Consider the following 17,441-nt stretch of genomic DNA (forward strand, 5'->3'; position numbering starts at 1 on the left):
CAAGAGTCATTTTTCATCTCTTTTTTTAAAAGCAGGAATCTCATGAAGACACCAAAGTCCAGACCTGGCTTTACACTGATTGAACTGTTAGTTGTCATCGCCATTATCGCCATCCTGATTGCCCTCTTACTGCCCGCCGTCCAGCAGGCGCGTGAAGCCGCGCGACGCAGTACCTGTAAAAACAATCTGAAACAGATTGGACTGGCCCTTCACAATTATCATTCTACTTTCGGAACATTTCCCGCCAGCCGCATCGGTCCCTATGAAAGCACCTGTACGACTTGTGGACTCGACTCCCGGTTCAGCGCTTATATCCCACTGCTCCCCTACATTGATCAGGCACCTTTGTCCGCCCAGATCACAGGTAACCTGGGATCGACCTCCTATGTCTGGAATACAGGATTTTCCGCATACAAAACAAAACTGCCGATCATCAATTGTCCCTCTGATATCAACACGGCTGATATCACCGACCTGGGACAGCACAATTACCTGTTCTGCATCGGCGATCAGTACAGTAATTTCCAATCCCTGTCACCAGGAAACCTGCGCGGGGTATTTGGCTTTCAGTCGAGTGTCCGAATGCGAGACATCATCGATGGTACCAGTAATACCGCAATGGTTTCAGAATGCATTCGTCCCCCCGGCTCAGGAGCGCTTACACCGGCCAATGGTGCAGGCACCAACTCAACCAGTAATTCCAATAATCCGTCCGCGTGCCTGGCCAGCTTCGTCAATGGCGCGTTTACGACAGGCTTGCTCGATCGAAACCGTTCCCTGGGCACACGCTGGACCGATGGCCGATCAGGTTATATTAATTTCAATACCATTCTGCCTCCCAATGCGCCTGTCTGTAATGGCCAGACGACTCAAGGTATCCAGCCCCCATCCAGTCGCCACGAGGGGGGAGTCCACCTGCTAATGGGAGATGGTGCCGTCCGCTTTATCAGCGAAAATATCGACACGGGTAACATCAGCGCCTCTCAGGTCTCATCCGGCAAAAGCCCTTACGGCATCTGGGGAGCACTGGGATCAAAAAATGGGGGAGAAACTCTGGGGGAATTCTAGATCACCTCTCGATCTTCTCTGTGAACGGAACGGTGGACTCAAAAGTTCCGTTCACTTTTTTCATACTTATAAGGAAGTGATTCACATGCGTCGCTCATTAATTCTGCTGTTGATGACTATAATCTGCACAGCCTGTTCAGGAGCTTCAGAAGATAAATGGACGAAACAACGTCCTCCCACCTATCCCGTTTCCGGTACGGTCAACTTCAATGGAACACCACTCGAGGGAGCCACAGTCGTCTTTCAATCCACCGGCGCGCAAACGCAGGCAGCTGTAGGTCGGACCGATAAAGAGGGACATTTTCAGATGCGTACCTTCGAAGAAGGAGACGGAGCCATTGCCGGCGAACACAGCGTGGCCATTACCTGCGTTAAATCAGAAGGTCCTGCAGAGGGAACCAATCTGGACGAAGCAGATGTCGTGATCACAGAAACGTCATTGATCCCCACAGTATATGGAAAAGCACAAAAATCAGGGCTCAATGCGACCGTCAATCCAGACCAGGAAAACACCTTTATCTTCGAACTGGAAGACAAAAAACAGAATTAACAACGGTTCCCATCAAGCTCACTCTGTCGCCTGTGGTGCAGAATGGGCTTGATCTTTGGTACCATCCGAAATAATCCTGCCCCCCTGCAGATGATGTACGATGCGCCAGAGATGATAACTGATGCGCGTCAGCCAGCGAAATGCATCCAGTTGCTGCAGCAGATCATCAAACTCGGAATCGGCCCTGGTGGCCGACTGGGTGAATTCACGACGAATCCCTTTCTGACGCCCCTCCCATTTTTCCCAGAACCCTTTCAACATTGCTTCATCTGCATCTGAAAAGCCGTTATTGATGGTGTTATCCAGATGCTGCAAGTGACTCAATAAGTCAGCGACAAACTCACGCAGTGTCTGGTTGTCTGTCGTTGATTCCAGCCGTTCTATTTCATCACACCGCCGCAGTAAACGCTGCAGATGATCCAGAGCCAGAACCACTTCCTGAGAAGAATGGATCGTCGGCTGATCTGCACTGGCAACATTAATCCGCCTGAGATACCGGGACGTCGTTTCCAGTGTATCATGATACTGAGCAAACTCCTCATCCAGTTCCTCCCGCGTCACTTCAGAGTTAAACAGATTCTGCATCAGTTGTATCACACATTGAAATACATCAACCAGTGTCGAGCGTGCAGCTTCAATGGCAACGTTCGGATTGGAGAGTAACGCTTCATCCAGCCTCTCCGTCTGATCGTTCACCGCGTCAGGTATGATATGGATAATCAAATCGGAAAAGGGTTTCGTAAACGGGACAATAACCAGCAGCCCCAGCAGGTTGAACAGGGTATGGAATGACACCAGCGCAATATCGGGAGAGATATGACTTTCAGGTCCTGCATACTCATTCCAAAGCCAGACGTAACCAGGCAAGACAAAGTAAGCAATCGTCGCTGTTACCAGGCTGTAGAAAACATGAGCAAGTCCTGTCCGTCGGGCCGCCACCGATTTTCCCAATGATGCCAGCAGGGCTGTAAAAGTCGTACCGATTCCAAACCCGATCACCAGTGCTCCCGCCTGCGCCAGTGAGATGGCTCCCGAATGCAGAGCCGTCAATGCCATAACCACCCCGGCACTGGATGATTGCGTCAACAGTACAATTCCAACCCCCATCAGCAGCAGTAACAGTCTGCCCAGCCAGGAGTCCTGCGGAAAAGTCTCCGGACTGATCATTTCAGACAGACCGGACATCCCTTCCTGCAGGATCTCAAGCCCCACAAAGATCAGACTGAAGCCAGCGATGGTGAAACCAATCAAAGCGATTCGATTCTTACCAAACAGCTTGAGCAGCACACCCACAAGGACCAGCGGAAAAGCAATCTGCCCCAGCTTCAGTTTGAAGCCAAACAGAACCACAATCCAGCCAGTGACAGTCGTCCCCAGATTCGCACCGAATACAATTCCCAGTGACTCGGTTAGCGTCAGCAGACCGGCTCCGGCAAATCCGACAGCGGTGACAGTAGTCGCACTGGAGGACTGCAGGATCGCCGTCACAATGACGCCTGTCGCGATGCCTGTGGGAATACTTTTCGTGAACCGCGCAATCATCCGCCGGATCGTGCCGCCGGCCAGATCTCTCAAGCCGCTGGTCAGAATCACCATTCCCAGCAGGAACAGCCCCAGACCACCTATCGAATCAATTATCCCTGCATCCATGGTATTTCCGGCAGTGTTGAAACAGAATCAAACATACCAGTGCAGTCTCTGCTGCAGCCAGCATGCGCCATTCTACCACAACAGGATCACATTTCGAGAGCGTCATTTTGTCCGAAATGTTACCAGGCCGTCCAACCACCATCGACCAGCAGATTTTGCCCGGTGATATAGCTGCTGGCATCACTGGCCAGAAATACGATGGCCCCTTTCAACTCCGAGGGTTTTCCCATGCGTCCCATCGGGCTGTGCGCATTCAAGCGCTCCGCCAGTCCTTCAGGTGCGGCATCGGAAGGAAAGGGCCCGGGACTCAAACAGTTCACACGCACACCATCTTTCGCCCAGTAGACTGCCAGATGCCGCGTCTGATGAATCACGCCCCCCTTCATCGTATGATACGCGACCGGGCTGGCATTACAGATACCTTCGTAAGCTTCCGGATAGGAACCGACGACACCATACATCGACCCGATCATAATCACACTGCCTTGCGCCTGCCGCTCTACCACATGATCTCGCAGTTTGCGCGCTAATAGAAAAAAACCGGTCGCATTCTGCAAGTGGCGGGTAAATGCTTCGGCTGTCACTGTTCGCCAGTCTTCACCAACGGGGTCATTGCCATTATTCACGAGCACGTCGATCTGACCGGCAGCCTGGCAGGCCGCCTCAAATCCCCGCTCGAGCGATGCCTCGTCCATATGATCCAGTTCGACGCCCAGATGTCCCACCTGATGCGGATCGGGCAATTCACTCGCAGCCTGCTGTGCCCGCTCTGCGTTGCGGCTGCTGATGACCAGCCGCGCTCCCGCTTCTGCCAGCCCGCGAGCCATCGCACTTCCCAGGTAACCACTGGCACCGGAAATCAGTACGGTTTTACCACTCAAGTCAAATAACTGCTGAATAGTCGGTTCGGTTGTGGAATTCATAAGTCGCTCAAATCAATCAGATCAGGTTAATGAAGTAAGAAACTGCGCCGGTTCCATCCAGGTCCGATTTTTCACCGAATCCAGAATCGACAGATTCACGGCCAGAGTCTGCAGCCCCGCAGCCAGCGGGCAGAGAGGAGGACTCACACCATCCAGATAGTCCAGAAAGGCACTGGCCTGTCGCTGGAATAATGTGTCTCGCTCCAGCGTTTCCTGGAAACCGACCTGCCATTCCCCGTCAGGTTCCGTCACCCAGCGATACCAGCTTTTCTGGTATTCAAACCGCAGCATGCCTCGCTCGCAGATGACTGTAATCATCGATTCATTCGCAGGCTGATGCTGGTTCAGACTGAAGCTGCCCAGCACATTCCCCTGCCGGGTAATGACATGCACGGTATCTTCGACATCGACGCCTTCCAGCACCTGATGTGAAAAGTCAGCCACCAGTGCATCGACGGGGCCGACCAGATATTCACCGGCATTCATGGAGTGAGTTAACGCATCCTGAACCGCACCGCCGCCGGTCGCATGTGATTTATAATAGATGTCCCGATAAGCCGGTCGGTAAGTCGGAAAATTCTGCCCTGACACCACAACCAGTTGAACCGGTTTACCAAATCTTCCCGAATCCAGAGCTTCCTTCATCGCTGCCAGAGCCGGATGCGCACGATACACATACGCGACCGCCGCCTTGCGACCTGTTTCTTCCAGGAGACTCTGAAGTTCACCAATGCCTTCAACACCAGTACTTAACGGCTTTTCAATAAACAGATCCAGCCCTGCCCGGACAGCCTGAATGGAATTGGCGATATGCACATGTGCGGGAGTGGCGATCACGGCACAATCATGAGGCTCGGCCAGGGCTGATTCCAGATCCGCGTACTGTCGCTCGACCCCATACTGGTCTGCAACCTTGGAACGCAAGTCGTTATTCAACTCGCAGATTGAGACATCCGCGCGTCCCGTCGATTGAAAACAGCGTAAATGCCGCTCACCTATCGAGCCCACGCCCACTACCAGTACTCGTTTTCGTTCCGTCATTGCAGTCTGTCTCTCGTCAACGGTTGGCTTACTGTGTAATTGTCGTCCCGCGTCGCCTGGAACTCAATTGTTAATCATAAAGTGACACTCTGAATCAGCAATAAGAGGTAATCAAAAAACTCCGGAAAAGATTGAGTTCATTTCCCCACTCTTCCGGAGTCATCTCAACAATTGAACGTCCTCTTATTTCTGAAACTGCAGCGAATACAGGTCTGCATCTTTCATCACGAACTTCAGACGCACCGGCTTGCCGCTCAGTGCTTTCAAGTCGCTCCCCTTTTTCCAGGAGACGACCCGGTCTACTTCGTTACCGATCTGTTCGCGGCAGTCTGCCAGGGTAAACCCGGGGATCGGCTGCCCCTGTTCATCCTGAATCTCAACCTTAATACCGCCGGCCGCGGAAGTAGAAAAGTTGATCGACAGTTCTGAACCATCAAATACCAGGGGCTTCGTGACCATCTCCCCACCTGAGTAATCAGCACGCACAGAAGCAAAGCCATCGAGGCGTAACGAATAGCGTCGCAGATGCGAGGTCGGCTGGGCATAATCCTGGTTCACATACACCGACATTTCCGCCGGTCCTGTCTGAACGACATTCAAGGCAGGATAATTAGTCCGTGAAACCCAGTTCTGCGCACCGATTCCCCCGGTGATATAGCCACTCAGAAACGTTCTCTGATAGGTATCATCGCCGCGGGTACTCATCAGGATGGCATCTGAAGTATCCTTAAAATAACGGGGGTGCACGCCGATTTCTTTTGCCTGCTCATCGGTCAGCACCTGTCGTCCCGGCATGAAACGGGCGGCAATCGCCAGGTAGATATGCGGAGCACGAAAATAAGGATGGGTCTGATTCGTATAAAGGTGCTCAATCGGTGCCTCACCATCGAGGGTGGTGTACTCCATCAGCACCGGCGCGGACCAGTGAATGAAATCGTCACTCTCACTGCGTGCGATGCGGCGGATTTTATCTTTGAACACGCGAAAATAACTGAGGTACTTTTTCTCAACAGGCGACCAGAACGCCACGTTTTGTGAATCAAACATGTATTTATAGGGAACCATTTTCGTCGGAATGACCTCCCCGGCAGGATGCTGTTTCCAGTGAATCCCATCCGGAGAAGTGAACGCGACCAGACCACTTTTCATCGTTCCACCCAGCGCTTTGTACTTTTCCGCTGCGGGTACATCCGGTCGGGTATCCAGGAACGGAGAGAAGTTATGCGTCATCGGCGGCGCGTCGGCCAGAATGATATTGTTCTTCTTATGCCCCTGCTTCTCATACAGCGAAAACTCTGGCTTCGTCCAGTTCACACCATCTTTGGATTCCGCGTAGCAGTAGACTTCCCCGACATCACCATCAGCGCCTGCGATCGGTCTCCCGCGATAATAGGCCCGGTAGACATCCCCGTCTTTAATGATGGTGCAGTAACCACAAAATAACCCCTCCCAGGGTTTATCAAACTTCAACACAGGGCCTTCATCAACGGGATGATGCAGCTGGAGCTCTGCCCTTTTCAGGCTGCCAATCAGATAATCATCCACAAAGAGTTCCCGGCGATCGCCTATCTCGAGTGGCTTTTCCGCCTGTTTCTCTTCACCAGCCCGGATCAGGGAAAGATCAAGAAATCCCACAATCACGAATAGCGTTACCATCAATTGCTTCATCTGAAACCCCTTACTGCCATAGCAAAGACATGTTGTACTACTTTCAAGTAGAATTCACATGAATCCCAACTTGATTTTTATCTTTACAGCTATTTTCACTGTTGACAACACACAAACAACTTGTATCTTATTTAAATACAAGTAACCACATTCGTATCTAATTTCAACCCCGAATGAAATAAAAAAACGGATCCATGGCAGCACGTGCTCCCGACACAATTCAGAATACGATGCCCTCCGGTTCCTCTCCTGCCGGCAAACAGCGCCCCAAGTACATGCTGCTGGTCGAACAGATCATTCAGCAGATCACGACAGGCGAAATCCGCCCGGGTGAAGCCCTGCCGTCCGAACACCAACTCTGCGAAACACACCAGTTGGCCCGGACGACAGTTCGCAACGCGATGCAACTGCTGGAAGAACAAGGCTGGGTAAATCGGATTCATGGCAAAGGTTCGTTTGTCAGCACCAACCCTCCCCTGCCGGTTTCCAGGCCACTGGATATTTTTGCATTCGTGCTGCCCGAAACGCGCACTGGCTATTATCCATCCCTGCAACGCAGCTTTGAACAAGCTGCGGCGGCGACACAGCATCAGGTTCTTGTCTGCTGCACCGAAAACAAAATCGACGCCCAGGGTAATACCATTCTGCAACTGATTGACAAACATGTCGCCGGCGTGGCACTGGTTCCTGCCACCGTTCCTGCCACACCCGCTTACCAGGTTCGTCAACTGCAGCAGCATGGCATTCCCGTTGTCTTCTGTCACCGCCAGGTCGAAGGCGTACAGGCTCCTCTACTCTCCATCCCCTTCCGCGAAGTTGGCAGACGGGCCGGACAGACACTACTGGAACAGGGACATCAATCACTGGCACTGTTTTCCCCTCATCGTGCCAGCGCTTCCATTGAATACGAAGCGGGTCTGAGAGAAGCACTCGCATCACAGGCAGATCCCTGCCCTGAGCCATTCATTTTTCATGGCCCGAGTTCTCAGATTCATCCCGTTGATTACGAACAGGATCTGCTGCAGACACTGGAAACCATGTTTCAGCGCGAACAGCCACCCACCGCTATTTTTGCGACCTTCGATTCCCTGGCCGAACTGATCTATCTGCTGCTGGGAAAACTCGGAAAGCGGGTCCCCGAAGATATTTCGCTGCTCGGTTTTGGCGGCACCGTTCGCAACGGCGCCATTCAGAGCAGACTCTCCTCCATTACGGTCGACGAAATTGCCATCGGCCAGAAAGCAGCAGAACTGCTCACACAAATGAAACAGGGAACGCTGCCCCTGGATTCTGCAGAAGTCTTCCCCATCCCGATCAATACCAGCAGGGGACAAACCCTGGGACCGCCACCTGCCCCCACCGCCTGATCAATGACAGCCAGACGTTTACACACGACAGGACAATAGCATGACTCACAGAAATCGACGATTGATACCCCGCATTAGCTCCTGCCTCTTTATCCTTACCATTTTCTGCCTGTTCGCAACTGCTTTAAGGGCAGAAGAACAGTCAGATCTGAAACAGAAACTGGCCGCACTGCCTCAACCCTGGCAGAAAAAGCTGCACCGACTGACGATCAAAGAATATACCGAGACCTTAAAATACTGGGAAGAAACTTATCCCGACCGGGTTCAGGTGGATCGCATCGGCGTGACACTCGAAGGCATCCCACTCCCGATGCTCAAGATCACCGATCCGAAAAAAGAGGACAAGCTGAAACAGGTCTGCCTGGTCACAGCCCTGCATGGCGGCCCCGAGCGGAGTGGCACGACAGCGGTCCTGCACTTCATTGAATGGGCCCTCAGCAACGATCCGGAAGCCGTCAAAACACGCGAAAATCAGTTACTGCTGATCATCCCCATCATCAACCCATATGCGTATTTCGAAACCGATCGTTTCGGTAATTCCCAGAAGATTGATCCCTACACAGGCGGGGGAACCGCCAACTGGGACCTCAAAACATTCGAATTTAAACTGCCCGAAAAAGCACCCGAAGTGATGGCGGTTCTGTCCGTGATTGACCAGTTCCGCCCCGACGTACACGTTGACGTGCATGGCACAGGCCTGCAGGAATATGGCCCTGATCAACTGGGAACCCGCGAACGTTATCGTGGTCAGACCATGTTTGAAGTCACAGGTTCTGCTTATTCCAACATGTCACTGCGCCCCTGGGACTGGAGGATTACCGAAACACTCAACGCAGCGGGCATCAAAGCCGGATTTGGTTACGACCGTTTCGAAGCCGATGCACAACGACTCTTCTGGGGTGCCTCTCTGACTGCCATGTCAAACCGACTCTGGCTCGGTCGTCCCCAGTTTTATACAGCCCATTACGGTTATGCCCGTTATCACACGATGGTAATGGCGCTGGAAGTCGGCTGGGAACAAAGCGGCCTGGCACGGCTGCAGGCCCTGATGAAGATCGGCAATGACAGATGGAAAGGCGAGTATTTCACAGGTTATCCCGTCAATCGCGTCCAGGGCTACATTGGGCACTTCGTCGCCGCCTGGGGAACGACGCCGCAAGAAAGGCGACAGAGCCGCAGCGAACTCTGGAAACAGCAACCTTCTTTCACCCAGGCCATCCTCTACCCGCAGACCGCAGGCAGAGAAACCTATCTGATTGCCACTTCGAACAAAGCCGCTGCATTACTGTCGGCTGATATCCCAGAGTTTCTGGACAACATTAAAAGCATACCTTCAGTTGATCAGGAAGCGCTGAAAACAATCATCGAAGCCGGACCGGAGATCAAATTCGCTGTCAGCAAAGGGCACTCCACTCCTGAAACGGAACAACCACTCGCGCATGGCATCTCGTTTCAAATGCGTATCCCCTATCCTGATCCGGATCTGGTTGATATCAGGCTCAACGGACACCTGCTTAAGAAGAGTGCCACCGATGGCTATCTGGCATGGTATGGAGACGGTTTTACTCATGTGCAGATTAATGTGCCCCCCGAAAAATCAAAATCCAGTGATCTGTATCTCATCACCTGTCTCTACAACCCCAAACAAACCAGAACGTATGGCTGGAAGCCGCCTCAGTCAGTCATGGAACGCCTTAAAGACACAGAATAATAAAATCGATTCTTTACAAAGGAACCTCCTATGAAATCCGCCTCGCCACTCATTGCAGTCTGCCTGTTACTGCTGTCTGCAACACTGCTCCACGCAGACGAACCGGTTCAACTGAAACTGGAAAGCGTCCAGAAAATCTGGGATAAAGATCCCCACAATGCATTTACCGGACTGACGCGTTTCAAAGATCAATGGTTCTGCGTCTTCCGTACCGGCAAAGCACATGTCTCTCCCGACGGCTCATTGCAGGTACTCGCTTCCAAAGATGGTAAATCCTGGAAACCGGTTGCCCGGATCTCCTCAGACACAGACGATCTCCGCGATGCCAAAATCAGCGTCACCCCGGAAGGCCAGCTCATGCTCAGCGGCGCTGCGGCACTGCCTCAACCCAACCCTGTCAAACATCAGTCGATGAACTGGTTTTCGGACGACGGCACACACTGGTCGAAGGGTTATAAAATCGGCGACCCCAGTGTCTGGCTCTGGGGCATGAAATGGCATAACGGCGATGTCTACAGTATCGGCTACCACACGGGGAAAGCAGGCCCCCGCTTCACACGCCTGTATAAAAGCAGTGACGGTAAAGACTACGAAACGGTCGTCGACAAACTGTTTGATACCGGGTACACCAACGAAAGTTCGCTGGTCTTCACGAAAGACAACACCTGCTACTGCCTGTTGCGTCGCGATGCCAAAGGCGCTAACACAGGTCTGCTGGGTGTCTCTCGCCCTCCGTATACCGACTGGAAATGGAAAGATCTCGGCGTTCGTATTGGTGGTCCCGACCTGTTCCAGCTTCCCGATGGCCGTTTCCTGGCAACCGTACGACTCTACTCCCCCAAAGCTCACACATCCATCTGTCAGATCGACGTTGAGAAGGGTACTCTTACAGAACTGCTGGAACTCCCCAGTGGCGGCGATACCAGTTACGCCAACATGGTCCTGCATGATGGCCTGCTGAACGTGAGCTACTATTCCAGCCACGAAGGCAAAACTTCCATCTACTTTGCCAAAGTCAGTTATAAATAATTTTTTTCACGTAAGAGTGTGGCCTGCAGACGTAACAGGGGGCTGTGAACCTGATTTCACAGTCCCCTGTATTTTGCGCTGGCATTCAGGAAAGCAACGCAATCAAAATCGGCGTCAACAGTGTCACCAGGACCAGGGCCACCGGATAGACGGTTGCATAACTCGTTGCCGGCACACTCGAATCAATGGCAGACGTGACCGCTCCCAACCCGGGCGTGGAAGTCATCGCGCCACACAAGCCCCCTGCCGTCTCCAGTAGATTCAAACGCAGCCAGAAACGGGCTGCCAGAAACCCGGACAGCAGTGGCACCGCCACCACCACCGCTGCAGCCAGGCACATCGTCAATCCGTTGGCGCGGACCACTTCCACGAAATTCCCGCCTGCCTGACAACCCGCCTGCGCCAGAAACACAGTCAGCCCGAGTTCACTTAATAACAACCGGCCCGCACGCGGCATTCGTACTGACAATCCACCAAACTGACCGAAGTGTCCCAGCAGCAGCCCGACCAGCAACGGTCCCCCCGCCATTCCCAGGGAAAACGATTGACCTCCCAGCGAAACACTCAAGCGCCCCAGGATCATCCCCAGAATCAGTCCTCCCGCCAGGATGATCAGGTCCGTTTCATCCGCAGTCCGGGCCCGGTGACCAACGGCCGTCGCAAAACGTTCCAGGTCCTCCGGCTCACCCACCGCACGCAGAATATCACCGTAATGCAGTGTCTGCTCTGACCCCGGGACAAACTCAATATTCTGGCGGGTAATCCGCGCAATGGTCACACCAAAGCGGGATCGAAAATGCAGATCCTTGAGCGTGTGTCCCACCACATCCTTGGACGTAATCACAATGTTACGACGCTGCCGCTCCACATCGAGTACATATTGCGCATCGGGGCATCTCGTCCCCAACGCTTCGACCACGCTCTCGATCTGGCCGGTTCGCCCAATCACCAGCAGGAGCTGTCCCAGTTCCAGTTGAAATTCTTTCGGAATCGGTCGTGGTTGCCCATCCACAATCAATCGTGAAACCTGGCAGTTCGATTTCGCCAGAATGGTCACGTCCCGCAGGCGTTTCCCCACCAGATTTCTGTTCTGGACTTCAACCACTTCGCGAATGATTTCGCCGCGGGCGGCAGTCGATTCACTCAGGGCTTTATCAATTCCACCGGGAAACCAGCGGGGCAGAATCTGAATGAATAGAATCACCCCGATCACACCAAAGGGGTAGGCAACCCCGAAGCCGACCGCGACATCCGAACCAGCGGGCAGCTTTTCCGTCGCCGCCGCGAGAGCCGGCGTACTCGTCAGCGCCCCCGCAAACAGGCCGCTCGCCAGGTCGGGACTCAACTTGAAGAGACGCCCCATGAGCCAGACGGCCAGCAGTGCCGAACCCATCATGACTCCGGCCAGCAGCGCCAGCGCTTTGCCTCGATTCAGAAACATCTGCAGAAAACTGGGACCTGCACCGATTCCCAGGCAGTAGATGAACAGGACAACCCCCGCCAGCCCTGCTTCGGGCGCAACCTGATAGCCCCAATGCCCTGCCAGCAGACCGGCGAAGATCACTCCCGAACTGCCCAGCGAAATTCCACGGACCGCTATTTTTCCCAGTATCAGACCGAAACCGATCACAGCAAATAATGTGATAATATCTTTGATCGTACTTAACCTTACATCTATCTTAACCGGAGCGCGAGACTCGGACCATCGTAACATAATCGAGTTATCTCCTGTGTGCCACCTGAGGCAGAATGAACATCGCATGATATTCGCATTTAATAATTGAGTGAAACAACACTGAAAAGATAAACAACTTGCCTGTAACCTTCTCACCCGATAAAACTACACATTCATTACATCGTCTCGTTTTCAGTCAGTTACAGCAGGTTTCCCATGTTCCAGTCACTCCCCTGTCTCCTGGTCCTCACTCTCGGCTTCACAACCGGCACAAATCAGATACTTGATGAATTCAGCTATTCTTCATCGACCGAAGTCAGAAAAAACTGGCAGGAACTGAAGGGGACGCTTCCCCTCGCCATGCAGAAGTCGAACGATCAGAACGTCCTGCTGCTTTCTGCCCCGTTTGCTTCGAATCGCGAGATCCCGCGGGCCGGCATGGATAAAGCGGTCAAGCTCGACCTGTCCACGCCGGGAGTCTTCACAGTCGATGTGAAACCGGAGTCACCCGACAGCAATCACCAGGTCAGCCTCTATTTCAAAAGTGGTCCCGGCTGGTATTCGGCAGCCCGAAGTGTCAAAGGAAACAACTGGCAGACGCTCCGTTTTTTGAAGAGCGATTTTCGTGACGAAGACAAACCAGCAGGCTGGAATAAAGTAGATACCATACGTCTCGTCGTCTGGCGGGAAACGGATTCGGAACCGAATACTCATTTCCAAATCCGGGATCTGAAAGCAGTCACCAATGAGATTGTGATCATTGTCCCCGATCCAGGTCAGCAGCAGAAAGACACTAACACCGTCGCTGCCGCCGAGCGGATTGAAGGCTTCCTGCAATCATCGGGCATTCACTGCGACCGCATCAGCGAGTCCGAGTTATCTGTGACGTCACTCGGAAAGCGGTCCGTTGCCATCCTCCCCTTCAATCCCAATCTCTCTGCCAAAGCGTGCGGCACTCTCAATCAGTTTATGGAACAGGGGGGCAAAGTCTTTCTGAATTTTCATATCCCCGCCGCACTGGAAAAGAACCTGGGCATAAAAAAAGGGAGTTATTATAAACCGGAGTCTCCCGGCTCTCTCTCTTCCATCCGCTTGAAAGACTCTAAAATCCTGGGCCTGCCCACCGAAGTCAAGCAGGCCTCCTGGAATCTGGTGACTGGGATTCCTTCAGGACACGGGGCGCGCGTCGTGGGTCAATGGTATGATGAAAAAGGAAAGTCAACGGGCAAACCCGCACTCATCGTCAGCGACAGAGGTGCCTACTTCAGCCATCTGATCCTGGGCGATGACCCGATCCAGAAACAGGCGCTGCTGACCGCCATCATGGGACACTTCCAGCCTCAACTCTGGGATGCCATCGCTGCAGCTACCATCGCCCAGGCAGATCAGGTGGGCCCCTTCAAGACCTTTGCCGATCTGCGACAACACATCGTGACTACCGTCACGCCTGCGAAGAGCAGTGAACTGGCAGCCCGCGATCTGGATCGCACCACAACCACACTCGATCAGGCCCGACGTCTTTTGAAACAGAATCAGGCTTTTCAGTCCATTCCTTTTGCACGCACCTGTCGCGAGAAACGGGTCAAGATTTATCTGCTCACCCGTGCCAGTCCTCCCCGGGAAGCCCGCGCCGTCTGGGATCACTCTCCTACAGGTCCCTATCCCGGCGACTGGAATCGTACCTGTAAAGAACTGTCGGACGCCGGCTTTAACATGATCATTCCCAACATGCTCTGGGGCGGTCTCGCTCATTACCCCAGCGACGTGCTCCCCCGCAGCACCACATACGAAAAGTATGGCGATCAGATTGAACAATGTCTCAAAGCCGCCCGCCAGCACGGTCTGGAAGTCCATGTCTGGAAAGTGAACCACAACCTTTCGACGGCACCGGAATCGTTTGTAAAAAAAATGCGGGACGCGGGACGTACCCAGGTCAGCGTCACCGGCGAACCTTCCGACTGGCTTAACCCGGCTCATCCGGAAAACTTTCAGCTGGAAGTGGACAGTATGCTGGAAGTCGTGCGCAAATACCCTGTGGATGGCATTCACTTTGATTACATCCGCTATCCCAATGATCGTCACGACTACAGTGACTTCAGTCGCCAGAAGTTTGAAGCCGATACGGGCATCAAAGTCCAGAACTGGCCTGCCGACTGTTATCAAGGCTCATTGAAGAGCCAGTATCGGGACTGGCGTGCCGCTCAGATCACCCGACTTGTTGAGACCGTGCAACGGGAAGCCCGCAAGATACGACCGGGAATCAAAATCTCCGCTGCCGTCTTTCGTGAATATCCGGACTGCCGGGAATGGGTGGCACAGGACTGGCCGCTGTGGGCCAAAAATGGTTATCTCGACTTCATCTGCCCTATGGATTACACCGACAACGATACCCAGTTTCGCATCTGGATCGAAGACCAGCAGAAACACCTGGCCGGCAGCATTCCCATTTATCCGGGCATCGGTGCGCTCTCAACCAGGACGACGCTCAGCAGTGATCGTATAATGGGTCAGGTTGATATGACACGCAAACTGAATGCCGGCGGTTTCACCGTCTTCAGCTTAAATCCTCAAACCATCTCCAGCATCATTCCCGATTTCAAACAGAGCGCCGGCAAAGTCAAAGCAGTCCCACCGCATCGTCTGAAAAAGTGATAAAAAACAGGCAGGTCAGAAACAATTTCCAACCTGCCTGTGAACTTTCACGCATACGAGTCAGTCTTCGGCACGGCTTCCATCACCGCACATCTTCACCACTTTTGGATTAAAGCGTGCAACGATTTCCACCAGGTCCTGCTGCTCGGCCATGACTTCATTGATGTTTTTGTAAACACCGGGAACTTCATCAGCGCCCGCTGAAATCACCGTGATACCGCGTTTCGCCAGATCATTTTTCACTGCATTCCAGCGATACTTGTCTTTGGCTTTATTACGCGACATGCAACGACCTGCCCCATGCGAAGCAGAATTCAAGCTTGCCGGATTTCCTTTTCCGCGCACTACGAATGCCGGATCAGCCATGGAACCAGGAATCACACCCAGCTCACCGGCCGCCGCTGGAGTTGCCCCCTTGCGATGCACGTAAACTTCTTTTCCGCCATGCTCTTCCTTCCAGGCAAAGTTATGATGATTCTCCACGCCGGAAATCACCTTGCTTCCCAGAATCTCTGACACGTTCTGATGAATCACGGCATGGTTCGCAGCCGCATAATCTCCCATCAGGTTCATCGCCGCCCAGTATTCCTGGCCAGGCTCGGAATCCATCTCCAGCCATGCCAGTCGTCCCAGGTGATGATGTTTCTTTCGCAGACGTGCCTGCGCAATTCCGGAATACGTGCTGCATACCGATGCACCGGTTCCCCGGCTTCCGCTATGGCTTAACAGCGCAACGTACTCGCCGGCATCCAGTCCCAACTCGGCATCATCCTGTGCAATCGTCAGCACACCAAATTCCACAAAATGATTTCCCGAACCGGAAGATCCCAGCTGCTTCCAGGCTTTGTCTTTGTTCTCGCGCGTGATTCTGGTCACGGACCAGTCTTCATCCATCACAGCATGACGCTGACGTTTTTCATGCGCCTGGCCTACGCCAAATACGGTTCCCCGATTCAACGCATCCACAAACTGGTGATGTTTCTGATTCAGTTTATCCACAGAAATATCCAGCACGGACAGCTTCATACGACACGCGATGTCCACACCGACAGCGTATGGAATCACGGCGTCTTCCAATGCCAGTACGCCACCAATTGGCAGTCCATATCCGATGTGCGCATCAGGCATCAGCGCGGCACCCCAGGCAGAAGGAACGTGGCATGCCAGATCCATCTGTGAAAACGCACCTTCATCGATGCCCTCTTTACCCCAGATCTGGTAAGAGACTGGTTCAACCACTTCTTCGCTGTTGTCATCTACCAGTTCCAGTGCCAACTGCCGAAACGCAGGATCTTCCAGATACTCTTCAGGGTGTTCCACCACTTTCTGAACGAGTTCTTTCAGTTCTTTTCCGCGCACTTTGCCGTTCGCTTTTTCCTCGGCGACTTTGTTCTGAATGGCTGTTTTTGCAGTCTTCAGACAATATTCAGGAACTCCGATTTTCAGCAACTGACGAGAATTCATTTCTCTCTTCTCCTCTACTCTCATTACGGGACACGACGCTCTGCCCCTCTACTGGTTTTCATGCGTCACCTGCTTAACATAAAACCTGTCTTCAGATTAACATGATTCGTTCCCAGTGGACACAAGCAAACTGACCAGGTTCTCTGATCTTGAAAATATGCGAGAATAATAGTTCAGCCCATCGAATTCGATAGAAAGTCGTCTCTCTCAACGGATTCTGCAGCCATTCAGAAACTTCAAGCCAACAAACCACTTCAGAGACGCGTATCAGTCACAGATCTCTGAATGTTCCTGAAAACAAAACGCATAGAGAACAGATTCGTTTGTCTGAAGTCCCTTAGATAATCGAACTCATTCCTGACCGAACTATCGCATTCACAGGGAGATACGTCAAAATCCCTCAATCGTCGTCTTGCAAAGGGTTTTCGCTGTGATTAGAATGAATGAATGAACCTGAATTCAGAAACGACAGCTTTGCTCCCCAGTTTCTGAAACAAGTGCCATCCCGCCTGCTGAACCGCGTGGCTCAGCTACCGCCGTTGCAAACTGATATGGATTGTCGGTCGGACAGGTATCACCAGAGATTCATTGACAAGTCTTAATCCAGGCAGCCCCTGACCGGTAGCCGATGATTGACTTGAAA

The 17,441-nt window shown here is 52.8% G+C and carries 12 protein-coding genes; 6 read left to right on the forward strand and 6 right to left on the reverse strand.

Annotated elements, in window-relative coordinates; genetic code table 11:
- The first annotated feature begins 42 nt into the window (after positions 1–42).
- On the forward strand, positions 43–1,068 hold the full coding sequence (locus tag ACN0YN_RS06920) for a DUF1559 domain-containing protein (protein ID WP_417384271.1): 1,026 nt from the start codon (positions 43–45) through the stop codon (positions 1,066–1,068).
- Positions 1,069–1,153: 85 nt separating this feature from the next.
- Positions 1,154–1,618, forward strand: a complete 465-nt coding sequence (locus ACN0YN_RS06925; RefSeq protein WP_417384272.1) for a carboxypeptidase regulatory-like domain-containing protein — start codon at positions 1,154–1,156, stop codon at positions 1,616–1,618.
- A gap of 18 nt (positions 1,619–1,636) precedes the next feature.
- Here the strand turns inward: ACN0YN_RS06925 and ACN0YN_RS06930 are convergent, their stop codons facing one another.
- The 4 genes from ACN0YN_RS06930 to ACN0YN_RS06945 form a co-directional block, all read right to left on the reverse strand.
- Complete coding sequence (locus tag ACN0YN_RS06930; protein WP_417384273.1) at positions 1,637–3,268, reverse strand: Na/Pi cotransporter family protein; 1,632 nt, start codon at positions 3,266–3,268, stop codon at positions 1,637–1,639.
- A gap of 119 nt (positions 3,269–3,387) precedes the next feature.
- The gene (locus tag ACN0YN_RS06935; protein WP_417384274.1) at positions 3,388–4,191 is read right to left on the reverse strand and encodes an SDR family NAD(P)-dependent oxidoreductase; all 804 of its coding nucleotides are present in this window, start codon (positions 4,189–4,191) and stop codon (positions 3,388–3,390) included.
- Positions 4,192–4,212: 21 nt separating this feature from the next.
- Entirely contained in the window at positions 4,213–5,232 is a 1,020-nt protein-coding gene (locus ACN0YN_RS06940; protein ID WP_417384275.1) for a Gfo/Idh/MocA family protein, read from the reverse strand.
- Between the two features lie 183 nt (positions 5,233–5,415).
- Positions 5,416–6,900, reverse strand: a complete 1,485-nt coding sequence (locus ACN0YN_RS06945) for a hypothetical protein (protein WP_417384276.1) — start codon at positions 6,898–6,900, stop codon at positions 5,416–5,418.
- 194 nt (positions 6,901–7,094) lie between these two features.
- On the opposite strand from ACN0YN_RS06945, the gene ACN0YN_RS06950 reads away from it, so the two are divergent.
- Genes ACN0YN_RS06950 through ACN0YN_RS06960 form a run of 3 tightly spaced genes read left to right on the forward strand, consistent with a single transcriptional unit; the run spans position 7,095 to position 11,007 of the window.
- The gene (locus ACN0YN_RS06950; RefSeq protein ID WP_417384277.1) at positions 7,095–8,267 is read left to right on the forward strand and encodes a GntR family transcriptional regulator; all 1,173 of its coding nucleotides are present in this window, start codon (positions 7,095–7,097) and stop codon (positions 8,265–8,267) included.
- A 40-nt stretch (positions 8,268–8,307) separates the two neighbouring features.
- The gene (locus tag ACN0YN_RS06955) at positions 8,308–9,978 is read left to right on the forward strand and encodes a M14 family zinc carboxypeptidase (protein ID WP_417384278.1); all 1,671 of its coding nucleotides are present in this window, start codon (positions 8,308–8,310) and stop codon (positions 9,976–9,978) included.
- A gap of 30 nt (positions 9,979–10,008) precedes the next feature.
- Positions 10,009–11,007 carry a sialidase family protein gene (locus tag ACN0YN_RS06960; protein ID WP_417384279.1) on the forward strand — a complete coding sequence of 333 codons (999 nt, stop codon included), beginning with the start codon at positions 10,009–10,011 and terminating at the stop codon, positions 11,005–11,007.
- 85 nt (positions 11,008–11,092) lie between these two features.
- Here ACN0YN_RS06960 and ACN0YN_RS06965 read toward each other — a convergent pair whose 3' ends face one another.
- Positions 11,093–12,721, reverse strand: a complete 1,629-nt coding sequence (locus ACN0YN_RS06965; RefSeq protein WP_417384280.1) for an aspartate:alanine exchanger family transporter — start codon at positions 12,719–12,721, stop codon at positions 11,093–11,095.
- A 177-nt stretch (positions 12,722–12,898) separates the two neighbouring features.
- Here ACN0YN_RS06965 and ACN0YN_RS06970 point away from each other — a divergent pair, with 177 nt between their 5' ends.
- Positions 12,899–15,334, forward strand: a complete 2,436-nt coding sequence (locus ACN0YN_RS06970) for a glycoside hydrolase family 10 protein (protein ID WP_417384281.1) — start codon at positions 12,899–12,901, stop codon at positions 15,332–15,334.
- Between the two features lie 60 nt (positions 15,335–15,394).
- Here ACN0YN_RS06970 and ACN0YN_RS06975 read toward each other — a convergent pair whose 3' ends face one another.
- Positions 15,395–16,798 carry an RtcB family protein gene (locus ACN0YN_RS06975; protein WP_417384282.1) on the reverse strand — a complete coding sequence of 468 codons (1,404 nt, stop codon included), beginning with the start codon at positions 16,796–16,798 and terminating at the stop codon, positions 15,395–15,397.
- Positions 16,799–17,441 lie beyond the last annotated feature (643 nt).

The sequence above is a fragment of the Gimesia sp. genome, assembly GCF_048260065.1.
Classification (GTDB): domain Bacteria; phylum Planctomycetota; class Planctomycetia; order Planctomycetales; family Planctomycetaceae; genus Gimesia.